Origin of the sequence: Aliihoeflea aestuarii, from assembly GCF_024105665.1 — a bacterium.
GTDB classification, from domain to species: domain Bacteria; phylum Pseudomonadota; class Alphaproteobacteria; order Rhizobiales; family Rhizobiaceae; genus Aliihoeflea; species Aliihoeflea aestuarii.
This window is the reverse complement of sequence record NZ_JAAAMK010000001.1, coordinates 494,653-515,744: the sequence shown is the minus strand read 5'-3', so window position 1 is coordinate 515,744 and position 21,092 is coordinate 494,653. Positions and strand designations below refer to the sequence as shown.

At 62.3% G+C, this 21,092-nt stretch carries 19 protein-coding genes; 8 read left to right on the top strand and 11 right to left on the bottom strand.

Translation table 11 applies throughout. From position 1 onward, the window contains the following. Complete coding sequence (locus GTW25_RS02530) at positions 1 to 1,257, top strand: sensor domain-containing diguanylate cyclase (RefSeq protein ID WP_252910398.1); 1,257 nt, start codon at positions 1 to 3, stop codon at positions 1,255 to 1,257. On the opposite strand, the gene GTW25_RS02525 is transcribed toward GTW25_RS02530, so the two are convergent. After that, positions 1,254 to 1,739 (bottom strand): VOC family protein, encoded by a 486-nt coding sequence (locus tag GTW25_RS02525; RefSeq protein WP_252910397.1) that lies wholly within the window; start codon positions 1,737 to 1,739, stop codon positions 1,254 to 1,256. The two genes, GTW25_RS02530 and GTW25_RS02525, sit on opposite strands and share 4 nt — an antisense overlap. Before the next feature lie 155 nt (positions 1,740 to 1,894). Between GTW25_RS02525 and GTW25_RS02520 the strand changes: the two genes are divergently transcribed. Continuing rightward, entirely contained in the window at positions 1,895 to 3,049 is a 1,155-nt protein-coding gene (locus GTW25_RS02520) for an Mrp/NBP35 family ATP-binding protein (RefSeq protein WP_252910396.1), read from the top strand. Between the two features lie 18 nt (positions 3,050 to 3,067). Further along, the gene (gene paaG / locus GTW25_RS02515; protein ID WP_252910395.1) at positions 3,068 to 3,868 is read left to right on the top strand and encodes a 2-(1,2-epoxy-1,2-dihydrophenyl)acetyl-CoA isomerase PaaG; all 801 of its coding nucleotides are present in this window, start codon (positions 3,068 to 3,070) and stop codon (positions 3,866 to 3,868) included. Between the two features lie 11 nt (positions 3,869 to 3,879). Here the strand turns inward: paaG and GTW25_RS02510 are convergent, their stop codons facing one another. Both GTW25_RS02510 and pdxR read right to left on the bottom strand, forming a co-directional pair. Further along, entirely contained in the window at positions 3,880 to 4,350 is a 471-nt protein-coding gene (locus GTW25_RS02510; RefSeq protein ID WP_252910394.1) for an SRPBCC family protein, read from the bottom strand. Positions 4,351 to 4,420: 70 nt separating this feature from the next. Next, positions 4,421 to 5,914: a MocR-like pyridoxine biosynthesis transcription factor PdxR gene (gene pdxR / locus GTW25_RS02505; protein WP_252910393.1), complete on the bottom strand. Its 1,494-nt coding sequence runs from the start codon at positions 5,912 to 5,914 to the stop codon at positions 4,421 to 4,423. 237 nt (positions 5,915 to 6,151) lie between these two features. Here pdxR and pgi point away from each other — a divergent pair, with 237 nt between their 5' ends. Together pgi and GTW25_RS02495 are read left to right on the top strand one after the other, a co-directional pair. Further along, the gene (gene pgi, locus GTW25_RS02500; protein ID WP_308206224.1) at positions 6,152 to 7,738 is read left to right on the top strand and encodes a glucose-6-phosphate isomerase; all 1,587 of its coding nucleotides are present in this window, start codon (positions 6,152 to 6,154) and stop codon (positions 7,736 to 7,738) included. Beyond that, on the top strand, positions 7,739 to 8,446 hold the full coding sequence (locus tag GTW25_RS02495) for an HAD family hydrolase (RefSeq protein WP_252910392.1): 708 nt from the start codon (positions 7,739 to 7,741) through the stop codon (positions 8,444 to 8,446). It abuts the gene before it with no gap. Between the two features lie 276 nt (positions 8,447 to 8,722). Here the strand turns inward: GTW25_RS02495 and GTW25_RS02490 are convergent, their stop codons facing one another. The 7 genes from GTW25_RS02490 to GTW25_RS02460 form a co-directional block, all read right to left on the bottom strand. After that, a complete protein-coding gene (locus GTW25_RS02490; protein WP_252910391.1) occupies positions 8,723 to 10,906 on the bottom strand; it encodes a long-chain-fatty-acid--CoA ligase in 2,184 nt (727 codons plus the stop codon). A gap of 173 nt (positions 10,907 to 11,079) precedes the next feature. Beyond that, complete coding sequence (locus GTW25_RS02485; protein WP_252910390.1) at positions 11,080 to 11,631, bottom strand: DUF924 family protein; 552 nt, start codon at positions 11,629 to 11,631, stop codon at positions 11,080 to 11,082. 79 nt (positions 11,632 to 11,710) lie between these two features. Further along, positions 11,711 to 12,709, bottom strand: a complete 999-nt coding sequence (locus tag GTW25_RS02480; protein ID WP_252910389.1) for an ABC transporter ATP-binding protein — start codon at positions 12,707 to 12,709, stop codon at positions 11,711 to 11,713. After that, positions 12,706 to 13,683, bottom strand: a complete 978-nt coding sequence (locus GTW25_RS02475) for an ABC transporter ATP-binding protein (protein WP_252910388.1) — start codon at positions 13,681 to 13,683, stop codon at positions 12,706 to 12,708. Before GTW25_RS02475 ends, GTW25_RS02480 begins: the two co-directional genes overlap by 4 nt. Before the next feature lie 4 nt (positions 13,684 to 13,687). Continuing rightward, a complete protein-coding gene (locus tag GTW25_RS02470) occupies positions 13,688 to 14,581 on the bottom strand; it encodes an ABC transporter permease (RefSeq protein ID WP_252910690.1) in 894 nt (297 codons plus the stop codon). A gap of 91 nt (positions 14,582 to 14,672) precedes the next feature. Beyond that, positions 14,673 to 15,650 (bottom strand): ABC transporter permease, encoded by a 978-nt coding sequence (locus GTW25_RS02465; protein ID WP_252910387.1) that lies wholly within the window; start codon positions 15,648 to 15,650, stop codon positions 14,673 to 14,675. A gap of 233 nt (positions 15,651 to 15,883) precedes the next feature. After that, positions 15,884 to 17,458: an ABC transporter substrate-binding protein gene (locus GTW25_RS02460; RefSeq protein ID WP_252910386.1), complete on the bottom strand. Its 1,575-nt coding sequence runs from the start codon at positions 17,456 to 17,458 to the stop codon at positions 15,884 to 15,886. Between the two features lie 330 nt (positions 17,459 to 17,788). Between GTW25_RS02460 and GTW25_RS02455 the strand changes: the two genes are divergently transcribed. Then, a complete protein-coding gene (locus tag GTW25_RS02455) occupies positions 17,789 to 18,307 on the top strand; it encodes a BA14K family protein (RefSeq protein WP_252910385.1) in 519 nt (172 codons plus the stop codon). Between the two features lie 92 nt (positions 18,308 to 18,399). Here GTW25_RS02455 and GTW25_RS02450 read toward each other — a convergent pair whose 3' ends face one another. Further along, entirely contained in the window at positions 18,400 to 19,074 is a 675-nt protein-coding gene (locus GTW25_RS02450) for a GntR family transcriptional regulator (protein ID WP_252910384.1), read from the bottom strand. A 122-nt stretch (positions 19,075 to 19,196) separates the two neighbouring features. Here GTW25_RS02450 and GTW25_RS02445 point away from each other — a divergent pair, with 122 nt between their 5' ends. Then, positions 19,197 to 20,198 (top strand): ABC transporter substrate-binding protein, encoded by a 1,002-nt coding sequence (locus GTW25_RS02445; protein ID WP_372493034.1) that lies wholly within the window; start codon positions 19,197 to 19,199, stop codon positions 20,196 to 20,198. Positions 20,199 to 20,261: 63 nt separating this feature from the next. Next, positions 20,262 to 21,086 carry an ABC transporter ATP-binding protein gene (locus tag GTW25_RS02440; protein ID WP_252910383.1) on the top strand — a complete coding sequence of 275 codons (825 nt, stop codon included), beginning with the start codon at positions 20,262 to 20,264 and terminating at the stop codon, positions 21,084 to 21,086. Positions 21,087 to 21,092 lie beyond the last annotated feature (6 nt).

Genomic DNA, 21,092 nt, shown 5'->3' with positions numbered 1-21,092 from the left:
ATGACGACGCCCCATTCCATCACCGTGCCTCCCGCCTCTTTTGCACTGGCCCTTCAGGAGGATGAAAGACTGGCAGCACTCCACCGGCTCGACGTCATCGATACGCCACATGAAGAGGCGTTTGCGCGTATAACACGCCTTGTTCGCCGGATAATGGATATGCCGGTCGCGCTTGTCTCGCTTATCGATGGGCACAGGCAATGGAATAAGGCTTGCCAGGGACTCGATCAAGCTCAGGAATTCGAGCGCAGAGAGACATTCTGCAACATTACGATCAAGCGTGTCGAACCACTCTTCGTTACGGACGCAGCGACCGATCCGTGGTTTTCGGACAACGCCTATGTTGTGGGGCAGCCTTTCGTGCGAGCCTATGCCGGCGTGCCGCTTCGTACGCGCGACGGACACAACATAGGTACCCTTTGCGCGCTGTCATATGAACCGCGCAGCTTCACCGCGCGCGAGCGCGACATACTTGTCGATCTTGCCGATATCGCGATGGGCGAGTTCGAATTGCGGGTGATGGCAGGCGAGGACGTGCTGACCGGGGCACTGTCGAGGCGCGCATTCAAGGACGATTCCAAACGGGCGCTGGCGATCGCCCAGCGTGGAGGCTATGCCTTCAGCGTGATCGTCTTCGACCTCGACCACTTCAAAAAGGTTAACGATACCTATGGCCACGCCGCTGGCGATGAGGTTCTGAAACGCACGGCCGCGGCCTGCCATGGGCTGTTGCGACCGTCTGATTTGTTTGGGCGAATTGGCGGTGAGGAATTTGCCCTCGTTATGCCGCATACGACGGCGCTGGGCGCAATGGCCGTGGCTGAACGTCTACGTGAGACCATTGGAAATTTGAGGATCGAAGTTGCCGACGGCACGATCTCTCCAGCCGCCAGTTTCGGCGTGGCGACCATGACAGGCGATGGTTTAACGCTGGATTCGCTTCTTGCGAACGCAGACAGCGCGCTTTACGAAGCCAAAGCGGCTGGCCGAAACCGTTGCGTGCTTCGCAACTCGCAAGGCGGAACGCCTCAGTCAACGCGCTCCGTGATGAAAGCGGGGCTGATCCATTCCGAGAGAGCGGAACCGGTCGCTTGCACTGTGCGCATCATATCCGCCACAGGTGCCTCTCTCGATGTGTGGGACGCTGCGGAACTACCGGAAAGCTGCCGCCTTGTTCTTCCGGCCGACGGACTCGAGCGTGATTGCCGGATCGTCGTGCGGACCAATCGACATATCGAAGTGGAGTTTAGAGCTTAGCCCTTCGCCGCCGCTTCGAGTGCGGCGATGTCGAGCTTGATCATCTTCATCATCGCGGCATTCACCCGCGCGGCCTTTTCCCGATCCGGGTCCGCCGTGAGGCGCAGCAGGATTTCCGGCACGATCTGCCAGGAAAATCCATATTTGTCCTTCACCCAGCCGCACTGAACCTCCTGCCCGCCATCGACGGTCAGCTTGTTCCAGTATTCGTCGACTTCCACCTGATCCCTGCACTGGATCTGGAAGGAAACGCTATCCGACCGCTGGGCACCGGGATGCGGGCCGCCATTGAGGCACACGAAAGTATGCCCCTCGATCGTCACTGCCGCCGTCAAGACCTGCCCTTCATGTGTATGAGGCTCGCCGCCGCCCGGCGCGCGGACGATGTCGCCAAGTTGTGTGTTACGAAATACCGACGCATAAAAGCGCGCCGCTCCCTCCGCTTCCGTTTCGAACCACAGCCACGTCGTGATTTTCTTCATGGTCATCTCCTATTGCCGACACAGCCGGCTGACCGAAGAACGCGCAAGTGGGTTCGTCGCCGACACGCCGCGCAAAATTTTCCGTGCCCTCTTCACTTGGTCGCGGCGGGGGAATGGCTTATCTGGAGGTCAGCCTCACCAGATGAAAGTGCTCCATGTCCGTCACTCAGGAAACCGTTCTCGAAGCGCTCAGAAGCGTCAAAGGTCCCGATTTCGAAGGTGATCTCGTGTCGCTCGGGCTCGTCTCGGACATCTTCATCGCCGATTCGAAGGTGTTCTTTTCGGTCACCGTGCCGGCCGCGCGCGCGCAGGAACTGGAGCCGTTGCGCGCTGCGGCCGAACGTGTCGTCAAGGCAATCCCCGGCGTGGCCGGAGCCGTCGTCGCGCTGACCGCGGAAAAGAAGGGGGGCGGCATGGAGGCCGCACCGCCGCGCCCCGCGCTGAAGCCTGCGCCACGTCCCACCCCGCAGATGGCCCCGCCCTCGGCGCAATCGGGCCGGCGCGGCATTCCCGGCATCAGGTCCATCGTCGCGGTCGCTTCGGGCAAGGGCGGCGTCGGCAAGTCCACCACCGCCGTCAATCTGGCGCTCGGCCTTGCCGCTCAGGGATTGAAGGTCGGCGTGCTCGACGCCGACATCTATGGCCCGTCCATGCCGCGCCTTCTGGGTATCTCCGGCAAACCGGAGACGATCGACGGCAAGACCTTGAAGCCGATGGAGAATTACGGCCTCAAGGTCATGTCGATGGGCTTCCTCGTCGAGGAAGAGACGCCGATGATCTGGCGCGGACCGATGGTGATGTCGGCGCTGACCCAGATGCTGCGCGAGGTGCAGTGGGGCGAACTCGACGTGCTCGTTGTCGACATGCCGCCCGGCACCGGCGACGCGCAATTGACCATGGCGCAGAGCGTGCCGCTCGCCGGCGCCGTCATCGTTTCCACGCCTCAGGACCTGGCGCTGATCGACGCGCGCAAGGGGCTGAACATGTTCAAGAAGGTCGATGTGCCGTTGCTCGGCATCGTCGAGAACATGAGCTATTTCATCGCGCCGGACACGGGCGCGCGATATGACATTTTCGGCTCCGGCGGCGCCCAGCGCGAAGCCGAGCGCCTCGGCGTGCCGTTCCTTGGCGCGGTGCCGCTGACGATGGATGTGCGCGAGACGTCGGATGCGGGAACGCCGGTCGTCGTGTCGAACCCGGAAGGGCCGCAGTCCAAAATCTATCGCGACATCGCCGCCAAGGTCTGGCAGCGGCTTCAGGCCGAGACGGCGGCGTCCGAAGCTGCAACGCCGAAGATCGTTTTCGAATAGATTGGAAGGGGAGGGGAAATGTCGGAAGATGTCGTCCTGATCGACAAGCGCGACGGATATACCGTCATCACGCTGAACCGGCCCGACCGGTTGAATTCGTTCAACGTCGCTCAACATGAGGCGCTGCGGGCAGCGCTCGACGCGTGCGAAAACGATGCCGGATGCGGGGCGATCCTGTTGACGGGTGCGGGGCGCGGCTTTTGCGCGGGGCAGGACCTGTCGGACCGCGACCCCAAGATGCTCGGCGACAATCCCGATCTCGGGGCAACGCTCGAAACCTGGTACAACCCGCTGGTGCGCAAGCTGCGCGCGATGGAAAAGCCGGTCATCTGCGCGGTCAACGGCGTCGCGGCCGGCGCGGGCGCGAATATCGCCTTTTCCTGCGACATCGTCCTGGCGGCGAAATCGGCGAAATTCATCCAGGCATTTTCGAAGATCGGGCTCATACCCGACGCGGGTGGCACCTACTGGCTGACCCGGCATCTGGGCGAGGCGCGGGCCAAGGCGCTCGCGATGACGGCTGAACCGTTATCGGCCGGGGACGCTGCCGACTGGGGGCTGATCTGGAAGGCCGTCGATGACGACAGGCTGATGGAAGAAGCCGAAAAGCTCGTACGCCAGTTCGCCGCCGGTCCGACCCGCGCCTATGCTTTGACCAAGCAGGCGATCCATGCCGCGTCGGTCAATTCGCTGGACGAACAACTCGATGCGGAGCGTGGTTTCCAGCGCGAAGCCGGCCGTTCGGACGATTACAAGGAAGGCGTGGCCGCATTCCTCGAAAAGCGCCCCGCCGATTTCCGGGGCGCACGCAAGGGTTAGGCCAGCAGGCGTCAGGCGGATGTTTCCGCCTGCGCGCCGCTCACCGTTGCGTTGAACTTCGAAAAGAACTCGCCCGCCAGCTTCTTCGAGGTGGACGTGATGAGCCGCGAGCCAAGCTGCGCCATCTTGCCGCCGACATCGGCCTTGGCCGCATAGGTAAGCGTGGTCTTTCCCGGTTCGTCCTCGACCAGTTTCACGTCCGCGCCGCCTTTGGCAAAGCCGGCGATGCCGCCCTTGCCCTCACCCTGTATCGTATAGGAGTGGGGCGGGTTGAGGTTTTGAAGTTCGACCTGTCCGTTGAACCGCGCCTTGATCGGCCCGATCTTCAGCGAGACGATGGCCGACATCTCGGTTTCGGAATTCTTTTCGAGGCTCTCACAACCGGGAATGCACGCCTTGAGGATTTCCGGATCGTTCAGCGCCGCCCAGACCCGATCGATGGATGCGTCGATCTTTTCCTCGCCCTCGATGATCATGGCCATACGCGTTCCTCCCATTGATCCGTATCGTCAGGCGTAGCCGAGCGTCGGCGCATTGTCCATGAGATGTCGGTCAGGCTGCCGCAGCCTGCCGGCCGGCTGCCATGGCGAGTTCGCGGATGCCGGGTTCGACGTGCTGGAGTGCGATCGAGGAAATGCCGAGCCGCATGAAACGAGCGTTCTGTTCCGGACGGTCGAAGAAGCGCGCGCCCTGTTCGATCAGAACGCCCCGCGCGGCCGCATTTTCCGCCAGCACCTGACTTTTGGCGCCCGGCGGTCCCTTCAGCCAGAGCGACGTGCCGCCCGGCGTCTCCGTCATGCGCCAGTCCGGCATGTAGCTCGTAACCGCCTGCATCAGCCGCTCGCGGCGTTCCTGGAAGGCGGCCGAAAGCCGCCGCACCAGCGCCTCGTGATGGCCGAGCGACAGGAAGAGCGCCACGGCGCGCTGGTTGTTGGCGGGCGGGTGGCGCAGCATGAACCGTCGCAGCGCGCGCAGCTCCGCGATCAGTTCGGCCGACGCCACGATGTAGCCGAGCCGCAGACCCGGCGCGAGCGTCTTCGACATCGAGCCGACATAGATCACGCGGCCCGAGCGGTCGAGCCCGCGAAGGGCCTGTTGCGGCGCGTCGTCGACGAGCTGGCTGTCATAGCCGTCCTCGATGATGATGCGGTCGTGCTTTTGCGCATCGGCGATGAGCTTGTGACGACGCTCGTCGGAAAGCGAAACCATCGTCGGGCACTGATGGCTGGGCGTCACGAACGCGAACCCGCAATCGTCGGGGATTGCGTCGGGATCGATGCCGTCGCGATCGACCGGCACCGGCAGGACTTCCGCGCCCGAAAGCCGGAAGATGGAGCGTGCGTCGGGATAACCGGGATCTTCCATGGCGACCTTGGTGCCGCGCCCCATCAGCAAAGTCGCCAGCATGTAGAGCGCGTGTTGCGCGCCAAGCGTCACGATGATTTCATCCGGGTTGGCGAAGATGCCACGACGCGGCAGAAGCCGCGCCTGGATCTGCTCGATCAGAAGCGGATCGTCGCGGTCGACCATGTCGGCCGCCCAGTTGCGGATTTCGAGCACGGCGAGCGCCATGCGGTTGCATTCGCGCCATTCGGCGGTCGGAAACAGGCCCGGATCGAACTGGCCGTAGACGAAGGGGTAGGTCGCGCGAATCCAGTTTTCCTGCTTCGAGGGTTCAGGCATGTCGGACGCCGCGACCTTGCGGCGGCTCTTCCAGTCGAGCGTCGGATCGTTGCGGCGAACGGTTCCGGGCGCCCGCGCTGGCAAGGTTAGCATGTCGGGATTGACGAAGTGTCCGCGCCGTTCCTTTGCAATGAGGAAGCCCTGGTCGACCAGTTGCTGAAAGGCGAGCACGACCGTTCCGCGCGCCACGCCGAGCTTTTCGGCAAGGACGCGACAGGAGGGCAGCGGCATGGAGGCGGCGATCTGCCGGTCGAGAATGGCGGCGACGATCGCCTGGCGGATCTGCGCTTGCAGCGTCTGTCCGGATTCGGGTGAAATCCGAAACAGTCCGGACCAGATTGCGGGATCGGTACGAGCAGCCATGGCAAAATCCTTCACATGCGAAGCAGCCTATGCATGTGGGCCAGAAGGTTCAAGTCTGGTCCAATCCTTTGCGCCAATGATATTTTTTGATCAATCCAGTGAATGAAAACGATTGATCCTGTCGCGGCGGGGTGCAGCGCTTGCGGCAGGCCGCACGCACTGCTTTAACGATGCCCCGATACGAAGCTGGAGTCATCGCCCGTGGACAGCCCCGATTTCGCCGAAGCACGCAGCCGCATCATTGACTATGTCGGGCAGCGTGACCCCATGGACATGCGCGCCGCCTTCGCCGCCGACCCGGAACGGTTCGAAGCGTTCTCGCTGACGCTCGATGACCTGCTGCTCGACTATTCCAAATGTGCGGTCGATGCCGAGGCGGTCGATCTGTTGGTCGATCTGGCACGCGCGGCAAAGATCGAGTCGCGGCGCGATGCCATGCTGTCAGGCGAAAAGATCAACGCGACCGAAGATCGCGCCGTCCTGCACACCGCGCTTCGCTTGCCGAAAGACGCCTCGCTTGCCGTCGATGGCGTCGATGTGGTGCCGCAGGTGCATCGCGTGCTGGAAGCGATGGCGGCCTTTGCCGATGAATTGCGTGCCGGGCCGATCACGGACGTGGTCAATATCGGCATCGGCGGTTCGGATCTCGGTCCCGCCATGGCGACGCTGGCGCTTGCGCCCTATCACGACGGGCCGCGCCTGCATTTCGTCTCCAATGTCGATGGCGCGCATATAGCCGATACACTGAAGAACCTCGATCCGAAGACGACGTTCATCATCGTCGCGTCGAAGACCTTCACGACGATCGAGACGATGACGAACGCCGCAACGGCGCGTGAATGGATCGCCAAAGCGCTCGGGGCGGATGCGGTCGCGGATCATTTCGCCGCCGTATCGACGGCGCTCGATAAGGTCGCCGCCTTCGGCATTCGCGAAGACCGCATCTTCGGCTTTTGGGACTGGGTCGGCGGGCGCTATTCGCTCTGGTCAGCGATTGGCCTGCCGATCATGCTCGCGGTCGGGCTGCAGAATTTCCGCCAGTTGCTCGCGGGCGCGCACGCGCTCGATCGACATTTCACTGAGGCGCCCTTGGCTGAGAACCTGCCCGTCATGCTGGGGCTGGTCGGCTGGTTCCACCGTGTCGCCTGCCGCCATCCGTCCCGCGCGATCATTCCCTATGATCAGCGGCTTGCCCGGTTGCCGGCCTATCTACAGCAACTCGACATGGAATCGAACGGCAAGGGTGTGACCCTCGAGGGCGAGCCCGCCGCAACGGTTACCGGCCCGGTCGTGTGGGGCGAACCCGGCACGAACGGGCAGCACGCCTTCTTCCAGCTTCTCCATCAGGGCACGGATACCGTTCCGGTCGAATTCATGGTGGCCGCCACGGGGCATGAGCCCGGTCTGAAGCACCAGCACGATTTGCTTCTCGCCAATTGTCTGGCCCAGTCCGAGGCGCTGATGCGGGGCCGGACGCTGGAAGAAGCCCGCGCGCAGATGCTCGGCAAGGGCATGGCGGCAAGCGAAGTGGAGGCGATCGCGCCGCACCGCGTCTTCGAGGGCAACCGTCCGTCGCTGACGATCCTTTACGCCAAGCTCGATCCGTTCACTCTCGGCCGCCTGATCGCGCTTTACGAACACCGGGTCTTCGTCGAGGCGCAACTGTTCGGTATCAACGCGTTCGACCAGTGGGGCGTGGAGCTCGGCAAGGAACTCGCCACGGGCTTGCTGCCGGTCGTGGAAGGCAAGGAAAGTGCCGGGGGGCACGACAGTTCCACCGCCGGCCTCGTCGCAGCGATCCAGCGCCTGCGCGGGGATTCGTGAATGACGATCAAGGCAATTCTCTTCGACAAGGACGGCACGCTGGTGGATTTCAATGCCACCTGGTTCGCCATCGGCGATAAAATGGCGCTGGAAGCGGCGGGCGGCGATCGCGCTTTGGCGAACGCGCTTCTGGAACGCGCCGGCTATGATTTCGCAGCAGGCCGGTTCCGCGCGGATTCGGTCTTTGCGGCGGGCACCAACGCGCAGATCGTCGACCTGTGGTACCCGGATGCCGACGCCGTGCAGCGCCGTGACCGCATCGATCATTTCGACGTGGTGACGGCCAGCGAGGGCGCGGCTCGCGCCGTTGCGCTTCCGGGCGTTCTGGATGCGCTGACCGCCCTGCATCGGCGTGGCCTGCGACTGGCCGTGGCCACCAACGATTCGACACAAGGCGCCGAACGCACGCTCGCCACGCTCGGCGTGTCGCAACTCTTCGAAGCGGCCTATGGCTACGACGCCGTTGCCAATCCGAAGCCGGCCCCGGACGTGATCATCGCTTTCGCGGACATGACCGGCCTGAAGCCGTCGGAAATCGCGATGGTCGGCGACAACAATCACGACATGGAAACGGGCAGGGCGGCCGGCGCGGGCCTGCGCGTCGCGGTTCTCAGCGGCACCGGCACGCGCGATACGCTGGAGCCTCTTGCGCATGTGGTGCTGGGCTCAATTGCCGACCTGCCGGGATATTTGAACGGTTCGGCCTGAGCAGTGTTCTTATTGGACTATTGTGGGTGGAGCGGGTGAGGCCTGGATTCCTGTGACGAGCACAGGAATGACGGCATCAAAGTTGAATGCCAATCATCAGGTATTAAAGGTTGGCCTCGACAAAACTGCCATCTTCATTCCTGTGCTTGTCACAGGAATCCAGGCCTCGACGGTCAATTCGGAGCCTCGACCGACGAGCTTGCATCGCCGATGCGTCTGCGTTCAAACGCAAATGCCATAGCAAAAAGGCCCGCTCTCGCGGGCCTTTTCCTTCAATCAGCGCAGTTCGCGCCGCAGGATCTTGCCGACATTGGTCTTCGGCAGTTCCTTGCGGAATTCGACATGCTTCGGCCGCTTGTAGCCGGTCAGCTTGTCACGCGTGAAATCGATGATTTCCTTTTCCGTCAGCTTCTCGTCTTTCTTGACGACGAAGATCTTCGGCACTTCGCCTGAATGCTCGTCCGGCACGCCGACGGCGGCGACTTCGAGGACGCCGGGATGTTCCGCGACGATTTCCTCGATCTCGTTCGGATAGACGTTGAAGCCGGAGACGAGGATCATGTCCTTCTTGCGGTCGACGATCTTCACGAAGCCCTTGTCGTCCATGAAGCCCATGTCGCCGGACTTGAAGAAGCCGTCAGCGGTCATGACCTTGGCCGTCTCGTCGGGGCGGTTCCAGTATCCGGCCATGACCTGCGGGCCGCGAATGCAGATCTCGCCGACTTCGCCGAGCGGCACGTCCTTGCCTTCCTCGTCGCGGATGACGACTTCGGTGGACGGGATCGGCAGGCCGATCGTGCCCGAGAATTCGTCCGCGTCGAAGCGGTTGGCGGTCGCCACCGGCGATGTCTCCGACAGGCCGTAGCCTTCCGCGATGGTGATGCCGGTGAGCTTCTTCCAGCGATCGGCGACCGGCCGTTGCACCGCCATACCGCCGCCGAAGGTCAGCACCAGCGGCTTGAAATCGAGCTTCTGGAAATCGGCATTGTTCAAGAGCGCATTGAACAGCGTGTTGAGGCCGGGGAAGACATGGAACGGCGTCTTCTGCAGCTCCTTCACGAAGGCCGGAATGTCGCGCGGATTGGGAATGAGCAGGTTTTGTGCGCCCTGCTGCATGCCCATCAGCGCGTTCACTGTCAGCGCGTAGATATGATAAAGCGGCAGCGCGCAGATGTAGACGACATCCGCCGGCTTCTTCTTTTTCTTGTAGGCCGCTTCCACCCACAGCGCGTTTTGAGCGACGTTTGCGAGAACGTTCTTGTGCGTGAGCGTCGCGCCCTTGGAAACGCCCGTCGTCCCGCCCGTATATTGCAGGAAGGCGATATCGTCCTGGCCGACGTCGATCTTGCGGAAGGTCTTCGACGAACCCTGCTTGAGCGCGTCGTTGAACGCGACGTGACCGGGCAGCGACCAGGCCGGCACCATCTTCTTCACGCGGCGCACGACGAGGTTGACGACGAAGCCCTTGAGGCCGAGCCGATCGCCCATCGACGCGACGACCACATGCTTGACCTTGGTGCGGCCGATAACGGCTTGCAGCGTGGCGGCGAAGTTTTCGAGGATGATGATCGCTTCGGCGCCCGAATCGTTGAGCTGATGCTCCAGTTCGCGCGGCGTATAGAGCGGATTGACGTTGACGACCGTATAGCCGGCGCGCAGCACCGCCATCATCGCGATGGGATATTGCAGCACGTTCGGCATCATGATCGCCACGCGCGCGCCCTTCGACAGGCCCTTCGACTGGAGATAGGCGGCGAACGCTGCCGACTGCTTCTCGAGGTCGGCGAAGGTCAGCGACTTGCCCATCGAGGTGAAGGCCGGCTTGTTGCCGTATTTGCGGCAGGACTCGACCATCAGGTCGCCGAGCGACTGATATTCGAGCGGCGCGATCTCACCGGGAATGCCTTCGGGATAGCTGGCGATCCACGGTTTGTCGCCCTTCGTCGCCTTGGTCGTCGGTGCGGCCGAAACCGCGGTCGCGACCGGTGCGCCTGCGGCAGCCTTCTGCTTGGCCGGAGCCTTGGCCTTTGCGGCAGGCGTTTTCGGCGCGGCCTTTTTCTCAGCCGGTGCCGCAGCGATCGTTTCGGCGGGCTTGGGCGCGGCGGCGGCTTTCGTTACGGTCTTCTTCGCAGTCGGCTTTGCGGCAGGTGCTGCCGCTGTCTTCGCAGGGGCGGCTTTTGCTTTGGCTGGAGGTGTCTTCGGAGCGCTTGCCGGCGCTGCCTGGGTCGTCTTGGCGGTCGTGGCTTTCGCAGCATTTGCCTTGGCCGGAGCCTTCTTGGCGGGTGCGGCCTTAGCGGCGGGCGCTTTCGGTGTGGCGGCAGGTTTTGCCTTGGTGACGGCTTTGGGCGTCTCGACCGCCGCGGCCTTGGCAGGGGCTTTCTTCGCGGCGGTGGGCTTCTTCGCCGCCGGCTTCTTGTCATTCTTCGCCGCGCTTGTCGTCTTTTCGCTCGCCTTGGCCAAATCGTCCTCCTGAGATTTTGGGGTGGTTACGGGTCGATCCGCTATGTGCCGGCCTTCATGCGTGCCGCTCACAAGGTTGCGGATGCCCGCCCGCATCCCCTTAAAATTGTTGCCGGGCCTATCTATGGCCACAATTCGTCATGGTGCAAGTCGTCGGCGCGCGCAATGCACGTCTACTGGCCGTAACCGGCGTGACCTTCCATGAATTTATGCTCCGCGTCGCTCGTTTCACGACCCAGCGCCTTGTTGCGGTGAGGAAACCGACCGAACTGCTGAACGATATCGCGATGCTCGATCGCGTATTTCAGCCCGTCTTCATTGTCGAGCGCTCGGAAAAGGTCGACGCAGCGCTCCTGATCTGCGGAAATCTCGGAATGCATGAACGGCATGTAGAGAAACTGCTTCTCGTCTTTCGACAATCCGTGATCGAATCCTTTGTCGACGGCATTGCGGGCGATCTCGATCGCGACATTATCGGTGCCGAAGGCGGCCGGCTGTCCACGGTAGATGTTCCGGGGAAACTGGTCGAGAGCGATGATCGCGGCCAGCGCCGTGCGCGCATCCTCGATCGAGCGCGGATCGAGGTTCGCCTTGAGTTCGTCATAGAGGCCGGAGAAGCGGTCCTTGATCTTTGCATCGAGTTCGGAGCCGCCGGCAAACCACTCTTCCGCGGTCAGTTCCTCGAACCAGAAGGTCAAGATCTCGTTTTGCCATCCGTTCCGCATCGCGTTTTTCCTCCTTATATTTGGAAAGCGGCGCTTCTGCGCGCCACCCTCCTCGCATAAACATGTGACACATATAGTGTCAGATGCGGCCCTCCTCGACCCCGTGACATGCCGTCTCGCCTTCGCCGTTCCACAGGAGTTGCGGAATTTCCGCCTTGCACCGCTGATTGGCGAAAGGGCAGCGCGGATGAAAGGCGCAGCCGGATGGCGGGTTGATCGGGTTCGGGATTTCCCCTTCCACCTTCTTGCGCTTGCGACCGGTCATTTCGAGATCGGGCACCGCGTCGAGCAGCATGCGCGTATAGGGATGGCGCGGCCTGGCGAAAAGCGTCTTGGAATCCGCGACTTCGGCGAGACGGCCGAGATAGAGAACGCCGATCCGGTTGGCCATGTGCCGCACGACCGACAGATCGTGGCTGATGAACAGGAACGTCAGGCCGAATTCGTCCTGCAAATCCTTCATCAGGTTGAGGATCTGCGCCTGCACCGATACGTCGAGCGCCGAGGTCGGCTCGTCGCAGACGATGAAGTCAGGACGTGCCGCAAGCGCACGCGCGATGGCGACGCGCTGTCGCTGGCCGCCCGAAAATTCGTGCGGGAACTTCACGCCGTCCTCCGGCGAAAGGCCGACGAGGGTAAGCAGTTCACCGACGCGGGCGCGCCGCTCTTTCGACGACTTGCCGCCCTCGAACACCTTCAGCGGCTCGCCGATGATGTCGGTCACGCGCCAGCGCGGATTGAGGCTCGCGAACGGATCCTGGAAGATCATCTGGAAGCGGCGACGCAGGCGGCGCGCTTCGCCGCCTTTGAGGCCCTTCTTGAGAGATTTTCCGTCGAAATGGATATCGCCGTCGCTCGGGTCGAGCAGCCCGACGATCAGCCGCGCGATGGTCGACTTGCCCGAACCGGATTCGCCGACCAGCGCCAGCGTCTCGCCCTTCTCGATGCGGAAGGTGACGTCGTCGACGGCCCGCACATAAGCCTTTTCCGATCGCTCGATGACACGGTTGAGCCACGGCTTCGACACGTCGAAGCGTCGCGACAGATTGTTGACTTCAACCAGAGGTGTCTCGGTCATGCGGCTTGCTCCTCGGGCGCATGCAGCCAGCAGGCGACGCGGCGCGTGCCCGAGGCGATCGGGTCGGGGCGCTCGACGCGGCAGCGGTCGAAGACATGCGGGCAGCGCGGGTTGAAGGCGCAGCCCTGCGGAATCGCCGAAAGGCGCGGCATCGATCCGGGGATCTGCGTCAGGCGGTCCGAATTGGTCGCCAGCGTCGGGATCGAGCCCATCAGGCCGGCGGTGTAGGGGTGCTTGGCGTCGAGGATGACGTCGCGCACCGGTCCGATCTCGGCGATGCGCCCGGCATACATGACCGCAACGCGGTCGGCCGTCTCGGCGATGACGCCCATGTCGTGGGTGATCAGCATGATCGCCGCGCCATATTCGGCGCACATGTTCTTCATCACGTCGATGATCTGCGCCTGCACCGACACGTCGAGCGCGGTGGTCGGCTCGTCGGCGATGACGAGGTCCGGGTCCGCGCACAGTGCAAGCGCGATGACGACGCGCTGGCGCATGCCGCCGGAGAACTGGTGCGGATAGTCGTCGATGCGCCGGTCGGCCGCCGGAATGCCGACATCGTCGAGAAGCTTGATCGCACGTTTGCGCGCATCGGCCTGAGACAACGGCATATGCGTGCGGATCGTCTCGACGAGCTGTTCGGCGATCGTATAGAGCGGGTTGAGCGAAGTCAGCGGGTCCTGAAAGACCATGCCGATGCGCTTGCCGCGATAGCGCCGCAAATTGTCGGTCGACAGATTGTCGATCCGTTCGCCCTTGAGCAGGATTTCACCGGACGAGATGCGTCCGGGCGGTTCGATCAGGCCGATGATGGCGGAGCCGGTCATCGATTTGCCGGCGCCGGATTCACCCACGACGCCCAGAACTTCGCCCGGTGCGATGTCGAAGGAAATGTTGTCGACCGCCGTCAGTGTCCCACGGCGCGTGGGAAACTGGACGGAGAGATTCTTGACGGAAAGAACGGGTTCCATGCGCTTACCTCAGCCTTGGGTTGAGCGCGTCGCGCAGCCAGTCGCCCAGAAGGTTGACCGACAGCGCGAGCAAAACGAGCGTGACGGCGGGGAACAGAAGGATCCACCATTCGCCCGAGAACAGATATTGCTGGCCGATGCGGATCAGCGTTCCGAGCGACGGCTGGGTCGGCGGCACGCCGACGCCGAGGAACGACAAGGTCGCCTCCTCGATGATCGCAAGCGCCAGCCCGATCGTGGCGATGACCAGTACCGGTCCCGTCACGTTGGGCAGAACGTGGCGCGCCAGAATCACGATCGGATGCACGCCCATGATGCGCGCGGCCGAAACGTAGTCCTTCTGCCGCTCCACCATCGTCGCGCCGCGCACCGTACGGGCGAACTGTGCCCAGTTCGCAAGGCCGATGGCGATGATCAGCACGTAAACGGCCATGCCTTCCTGTTGCGAGGGCGGAATGACGCCGCGCGCGATGCCGAAGATCAAAAGCGCGATCAGGATCGCCGGGAAGGAAAGCTGGACGTCGGCGACGCGCATGATGACGGCGTCGGCCGTGCCGCCCTGATAGCCCGCGACGAGGCCGAGCGAAATGCCGATCACCATCGCGAAGACGGTTGCCGAAAAGCCGACGAACAGCGAGACGCGCGAGCCGTAGAGGATGGTCGAAAAGACGTCGCGCCCCTGATTGTCGGTGCCGAGCAGATAGTAATTGCCCATGCGCGATTCCGAAAAGGGCGGCGTGAAGCCGTCCATCAGGTTCAGCGAGGCCGGGTTGAACGGATTATAGGGCGCGATCCATGGCGCGAGAATCGCCGCGCCGACGATCACCAGGACGACGATCGAAGCGATGATCGTCACCGGCGAGCGACGCCAGGAATAGAAGATGTCGCTGTCCCACATGCGGTACAGCCGGCCGGGCGGCTTGGGCGGCAGGACGACGCCCTCCGAAGCGGCAGCCAGTTTCAGATCTGGTTGGGTGTTGGCCATGAGATCACCGTTTCCCGGTGCCCACGCGCAGGCGCGGGTCGACCGTGTAGTAGAGGATATCGACGATGAGGTTGATGACGACGAACACGAAGGCGATGAACATCAGATAGGCGGCCATCACCGGCACGTCGACGACCTGCACGGACTGGATGAAGAGCGAGCCGACGCCAGGCCACTGGAACACCGTTTCCGTCACGATCGCGAACGCGATGACCGAGCCGAGCTGAAGGCCGGTGATCGTGATGACCGGAACGAGCGTGTTCTTCAGAGCATGGCCGAAATTGATGGCCCTGTCGGTCAGGCCGCGCGCCCGCGCGAAGCGGATATAGTCGGCCCTCAGCACCTCCAGCATCTCCGCGCGCACGAGGCGCATGATGAGCGTCAACTGGAAGAGCGACAGCGTGATCGCGGGAAGAATGAGCGAGCGCAGGCCGGATTCGGTCAAAAGCCCGGTTCGCCAGCCTCCGACCATGACCGTCGTGCCGCGCCCGAAGGAGGGCAACCAGCCGAGTTCCACCGCGAAGATGTAGATGAGGCCAATGCCGATCAAAAAGGTCGGCAGCGACACGCCTGCAAGCGACAATGTCATGACGGTCGCAGTGATCGGGGATTTCGGCTTCAAGGCAGTGTAGACGCCGAAGAAGACGCCGAAAATGAGCGCGATCAGTGCGGAGGCCACGGCCAGTTCGATGGTCGCTGGCAGCCGCTCCATGATGAGGCGGGTGACGGGTTCCTGCAAGCGATACGAAATGCCGAAATTGCCTTGCACGGCATTTCCGACAAACGTGGCGAACTGGACGTAGAACGGATCGTTGAGGCCGAGGCGATCGCGCATCGCTTCCCGGTCGGCCAGGCGCATGTCCTGCCCGACCATGGATTCGATGGGATCGCCGACATAGCGAAACACGACGAAGGCGACGAGCGACACTGCCAGCATCACGATGATGGATTGAAGCAGGCGCCTTATGACAAAGGCTGTCATGGTTTTTCTCCGGAACGGGTCGGCGCCGCCCCCTATGGTTGGATGCACGCCTGCCGATGGTCGGTAAGAATGTTGGCGGCGCTTCGGGCCACTGACGCAAGAACCACGCCAGCCTCCGAGATGCCGCAAAGCGGGCCCTTTAGACTGTCCATCTTGCGATAATCAAGCGCATAATGCCAATCCGCCGCGCAATTGCTTGCGCGGCGGTCTGCACTTTAAGAATGTTGCGTCGATTACTCGCTAATCGTCACATCCGCCATGCTCGGCTGGTTTTCCGGATGCACCTCGACATTGAACTTCGACTGCATCGCATAGGAAAGAAGCTGGTTGTGGATGGGAAGAAGAACGCGATCTTCCTGAACCTGCGCCCAGATTTCCGCGATGGTGGCGTCACGGGCTTCCAGATCGGTCTGCGTGCCGAGCGACTGGATCTTCTCGTCCAGTTCGGTGTTCGAGTAGCCGCTCGGGTTGTAGGCGCCGTAATTGCCTTCCTTCGTGTGGATCAGATCGTTGAAGATATAAGCCGAATCGAAGGTCGGAACGCCCCAGCCGAGCAGGTAGAATTCGGTCTCGCCGCTGGTGATCAGCGGGGAGTGCTGGGCGACCGGGCGGGATGCGAGCGTCGCACGGATGCCGATCTGGCCGAGCATGCCGACGACGGCCTGGCTGATCGCCTCGTCGTTGACATAGCGGTTGTTCGGCGTGTCGAGCGTGATGGTGAAGCCGTTTTCGTATCCGGCTTCGGCCATCAGTTCGCGAGCGCGCTCGATGTCCGGGGCCGGGTAAGCGTCGAGCTCTTCGGTCCAGCCGTTGACGAAGGGCGGCATGGCGACGCCGGCCGGCAGCGAATTGCCGCGCATGACGACTTCCTTGATCGCATCGCGATCGACGGCCAGCGCCATGGCTTCGCGAACCAGCGGGTTGGAGATCGGGTTGACGTCCGTCACGTCCGAGCTCGTCAGCGGCTCCTCACTCATCTTGTAACCGAAATAGATGATGCGGTTCTCGGGGCCGTTCGTGACCGAAATGCCGTCGGTCTCCGAAAGGCGGCCGATGTCCTGCACCGGAACGTCCTGCACGAAGTCGACCTCGCCCGAAAGCAGCGCGGCGATGCGCGTCGCCGGATCGGCGATCGGCGTGTAGATGATCTCGGTGACTGCCGGGGCATCGCCCCAGTGGTCCGCGTTCACTTCGAGAACCGAGCGCACGCCCACTTCGCGCGAAACGAGCTTGTAGGGGCCGGTGCCGTTGGTGTTGCGAACGGCGTAGTTGTCTTCGCCGCCGGCATAGTCCTGGACCTCGACGACGTCGTTCTCTTCGGACCAGGTCTTGTCCATCATGAACGTGTTGGTCAGATTGTTCGGATAGAGCGGGCTCGGTCCGTTCATCTTCACTTCGACGGTGTAGTCGTCGACGGCCGTCACGCTTTCCACGTCGGCGTGAAGCTGGCGCATGTTGGAGCGCTCGGAGCGGGCGCGGTCGAGCGAGAAGACGACGTCCTCGGCGGTGAATTCGGCGCCGTCATGGAACGTGACGCCTTCACGCAGGGTGAATACCCAGGTCGTGTCGTCGCCATCCTTGAGCGCCCATTCGGTCGCCAGGCGCGGGGTCAGCGTGCCTTCTGTGTCGCGATCGACGAGCGTTTCGTAGATGTGGTGGGCGAAAGTATGGGTCGTGCCTTCGTTCTGCGAATGCGGATCGAGGGTCAGGGCATCGGCCCCACGCGCCCAGCGAAGGGTTTCGGCAGACGCGGGCAGCGCGCTTGCCGCAATGGCCAGCATGCTGGCGGTGAGTAGAAGTTTACGCATGATTGCTCCCAGCTTTTGTTTTGAGCGTCCCCGCAGTGACGGTTTTCCGCCTCCCACGATTGGCGCGTACCATAAAAGAGGGTTTCACCAATGGGAAGCGGGCGAAAACGCTTTGATCGGACAGCGTAAATGACCTTGGGGAATATCGAGTATAAAAGTCTATCCGGAAGCAATGCGACCAGGCCGGGAAGCCTGATTTCAGTTGCTAGCAACTTTTCCTCGACGACGCAGTTTATCTGGCATTGACGAATTTTCAGATCGCGGTTCACGTTGAGTTCATGTGGGAACCATCAAAGTGTCCAGGCGTCTTGAAGACAAAGGAGTTGAGCAATGAAGAGATTTCTATCGATCATCTGTGCATCGACGATAGCGCTGACCGGCATTGCCGCGACGAGTGCGCCTGTCATCGCTGCACCTGCCATGGCTCGCAGCGTGGATGTAGGAACGACGAACGCCAATGTAGTGGATGTTCAGTTTGGTGGCGACCGTCGCTGGGACCGTCGCCAGGAACGTCGCTGGGATCGGCGGGAACATCGCCGTGATGCGCGCCGCGGTTTCTATCGCGACCGCGGCTACAGCTACTATAACGGCCATCGCGGCTATCGCGACCGCCGTGCGGGCTATCGTCAGTACAACGGCTACTGGTTCCCGGCCGCCGCCTTCATCGCCGGCGCGATCGCGGGCGGTGCCATCGCGCAGCCCCCGCGCCGCGTAGTGGTCCAGCCCGGACGCTTGTCGCAGGCGCATGTCGACTGGTGCTACAGCCAGTATCGCTCGTATCGGGCCTCGGACAATACGTTCCAGCCTTATAACGGCCCGCGCCGCGCCTGCTCGTCGCCTTACGGCTGAGCCGGATTGCGGGAACGCGAAATCGAAAGGGCGGTCTTCGGGCCGCCCTTTTGCGTGCATGATGCAGCCCTAATATCCGCCCCACGAAACCGTCACTTGTCGACGAATCCGGGATTCTCGCTTGCCATCGTCGATATCAGCGCGATCGTGCCGGATAGATGCTTACGCAGAGCAACGCTCGCTGCCGCAGGGTCACCCATTTCCATTGCGTCTGTTATAGCAGCATGGTCGGCCAGTACGGACTGCATTTTTCCAGGCCGCGGAAGATTGAGCCGTCTCAGCCGATCGATATGCACGGAATGTCGGCGCACCAGCGCCCACAGGGTTGAGATGCCGGCGGCATCGTATAGCGCCTTGTGGAACAGACGATCCTCGTTGTCGAAGGATTCGAAATCCTCCGCCTCGCAGAACTCTTTCTGGTTGGCGATCGTACGACGCAAGGCTCGCAGCAATTGCGCGTCCCTGGCGACGGTGAGCTTTTGTACGGCCTCGATTTCGATAGCCGAGCGCAGGAAGTGGGCCTGACGTGCCTGTTCGGTATCGATTGGAGATACCACGGTGCTCGATTGCGGGAATATCTGAACGAGGCCCTCATCGGCCAGTTGCTGCAGCGCATCGCGTACCGGCGTCTGGCTGACGCCGAATTCGAGCTGGATCGCCGCGCGGGACAAGACCGTCTGCGGTGCGAGCTCAAGCTTGAGAATGCGATCGCGCAGAATTTCGGCGATCTGCGGTGCCACCTGGCGGGTACGGTCGAGTGCCCTCATGTCTTCGATCTCTCCTGCGGTCCAGTGCTTCATAGCACGTCGCTTTGCTTGACACACTAATACATTAGTGCTTTTTACACATCGTTCTTTCAGGGAGAAGAACGACCAAGGGAGGTAATGAGATGAAGACAGCGACCATGACGGCGCTGGCAACGGCGATGCTCGCTTCGATGAGCACTGCCGCGTTCGCCCAAGCCAAAACCGACATTTCGATCACCCGCCAGCCCGGTATCCTTTACCTGGCCAGCCATGTGATGGAGACCGAGAACCTGATCGAAAAGCACGCTGCGGAAGCGGGCGTCGAAGGCGTCACTGTCGAGTGGCGCATGTTCAGCGGTGGCGGCGCGCAGACCGATGCATTGCTGGCCGGGCAGGTGGATGTCGTCAACACGGGAACCGGCAATTTGCTTTTGCTCTGGGACCGCACCAATGGCAATGTCAAAGGCATCACCGCCAGCTCGGCGCAGCCGGCGCTGCTCGTTTCCGTCGATCCCGACATCACGTCGCTCGAGGATTTCGGCACGGACGACCGCATCGCGGTGCCCACCGTGGGCGTGTCGACGCAGGCGATCCTGCTCCAGATGGCGGCGGCCGAAATGTTGGGTGAGGATCAGGTCAGCCACTTCGATCCCCTGACGGTGCAGATGGGCCACCCGGACGCGCTTGCTGCCCTTTCCAACGCGCAGCACGAGGTGCGCAACCACTTCTCATCGCCACCCTTTCAGTATCTGGCCCTGGAGAACGGCGCGCATCAGGTGGCGAGTTCGCGCGATATTATCGGCGGACCGCTGACGCAGGCGACCTTCTTCACGACCGTCGACTTCGCCGAGGACAATCCGGTGATCGTGAAAGCCATTCGCGACGCCACCGCCGAAGCCATCGACTTCATCAACGAGGATGTGGAAGCGGCGCTCCAGATGTACAAGGACATCTCCGGCGACCAGACCGATCTGGCCGAACTGGTCGCGATCATGGACCAGCCGCACATGATGGATTTCCTCATGCAGCCGCAGGGCACGATGCGCTTTGCCGAGCATCTCCACAAGATCGGCACGCTGAACAACATGCCAGAGGCGTGGACCGACTACTACCTGCCCGAATCCGCCGATCTGGACGGAAACTGAGACCTCAAGTGCGGTTGGCGCGACCCGCGCCGGCCGTTTTTCAATCTCATGCGAGACGGGACAATGGTGGCAGAACTGAACAAAATTGCGAATGAGGCGTCCGCGCCCGCCGGGACGCTCGTCGATGTCGACAGTGTCACTCTTCAGTACAAGACGTCGAGCCTTCTGGTGACGGCGACCGAGAGCGTCAGCTTTTCGGTCGAGCAATCTGACCGCTTTGTCCTTCTGGGGCCTTCGGGCTGTGGAAAATCAACGCTCCTGAAAGCCATTGGCGGTTACATGAAGCCCACGAGCGGCTCGATCCGCGTGGCCGGCCGCCCGGTCGTGCGTCCCGGTGCGGATCGCATGATGGTATTTCAGGAATTCGACCAGCTCCCGCCATGGAAGACGGTGCTTGAGAACGTAATGTTTCCGCTGCTCGCCACGGGCCGGATGCGCCGCCGCGAAGCGGAGGAGCGAGCGCGTCACTATATCGACAAGGTCAAGCTGACGCGCGCCATTGACAGCTATCCGCACACGCTTTCGGGCGGCATGAAGCAGCGCGTGGCGATCGCCCGCGGCATGGCCATGCAGCCCGACGTGCTCCTGATGGACGAGCCTTTCGCCGCGCTCGACGCGCTGACCCGCCGGCAGATGCAGGACGAATTGCTGCAATTGTGGGACGAGACGCGGTTCACGGTGATTTTCGTCACCCACTCCATTGCCGAGGCGATCAAGATTTCCAATCGCATTCTGCTGTTGTCGCCCCATCCGGGCCGCGTCAAGGCCGAGGTGCGCAATGTCGATGCGGCCAAATCCGATACGACAGAGGCCGCTGCGCTCGAAAAGCGCATTCACGATCTCCTGTTCTCCGAAGCCGTCGAGGAGCATTCTCATGTCCAAGGTTGAGTTCGT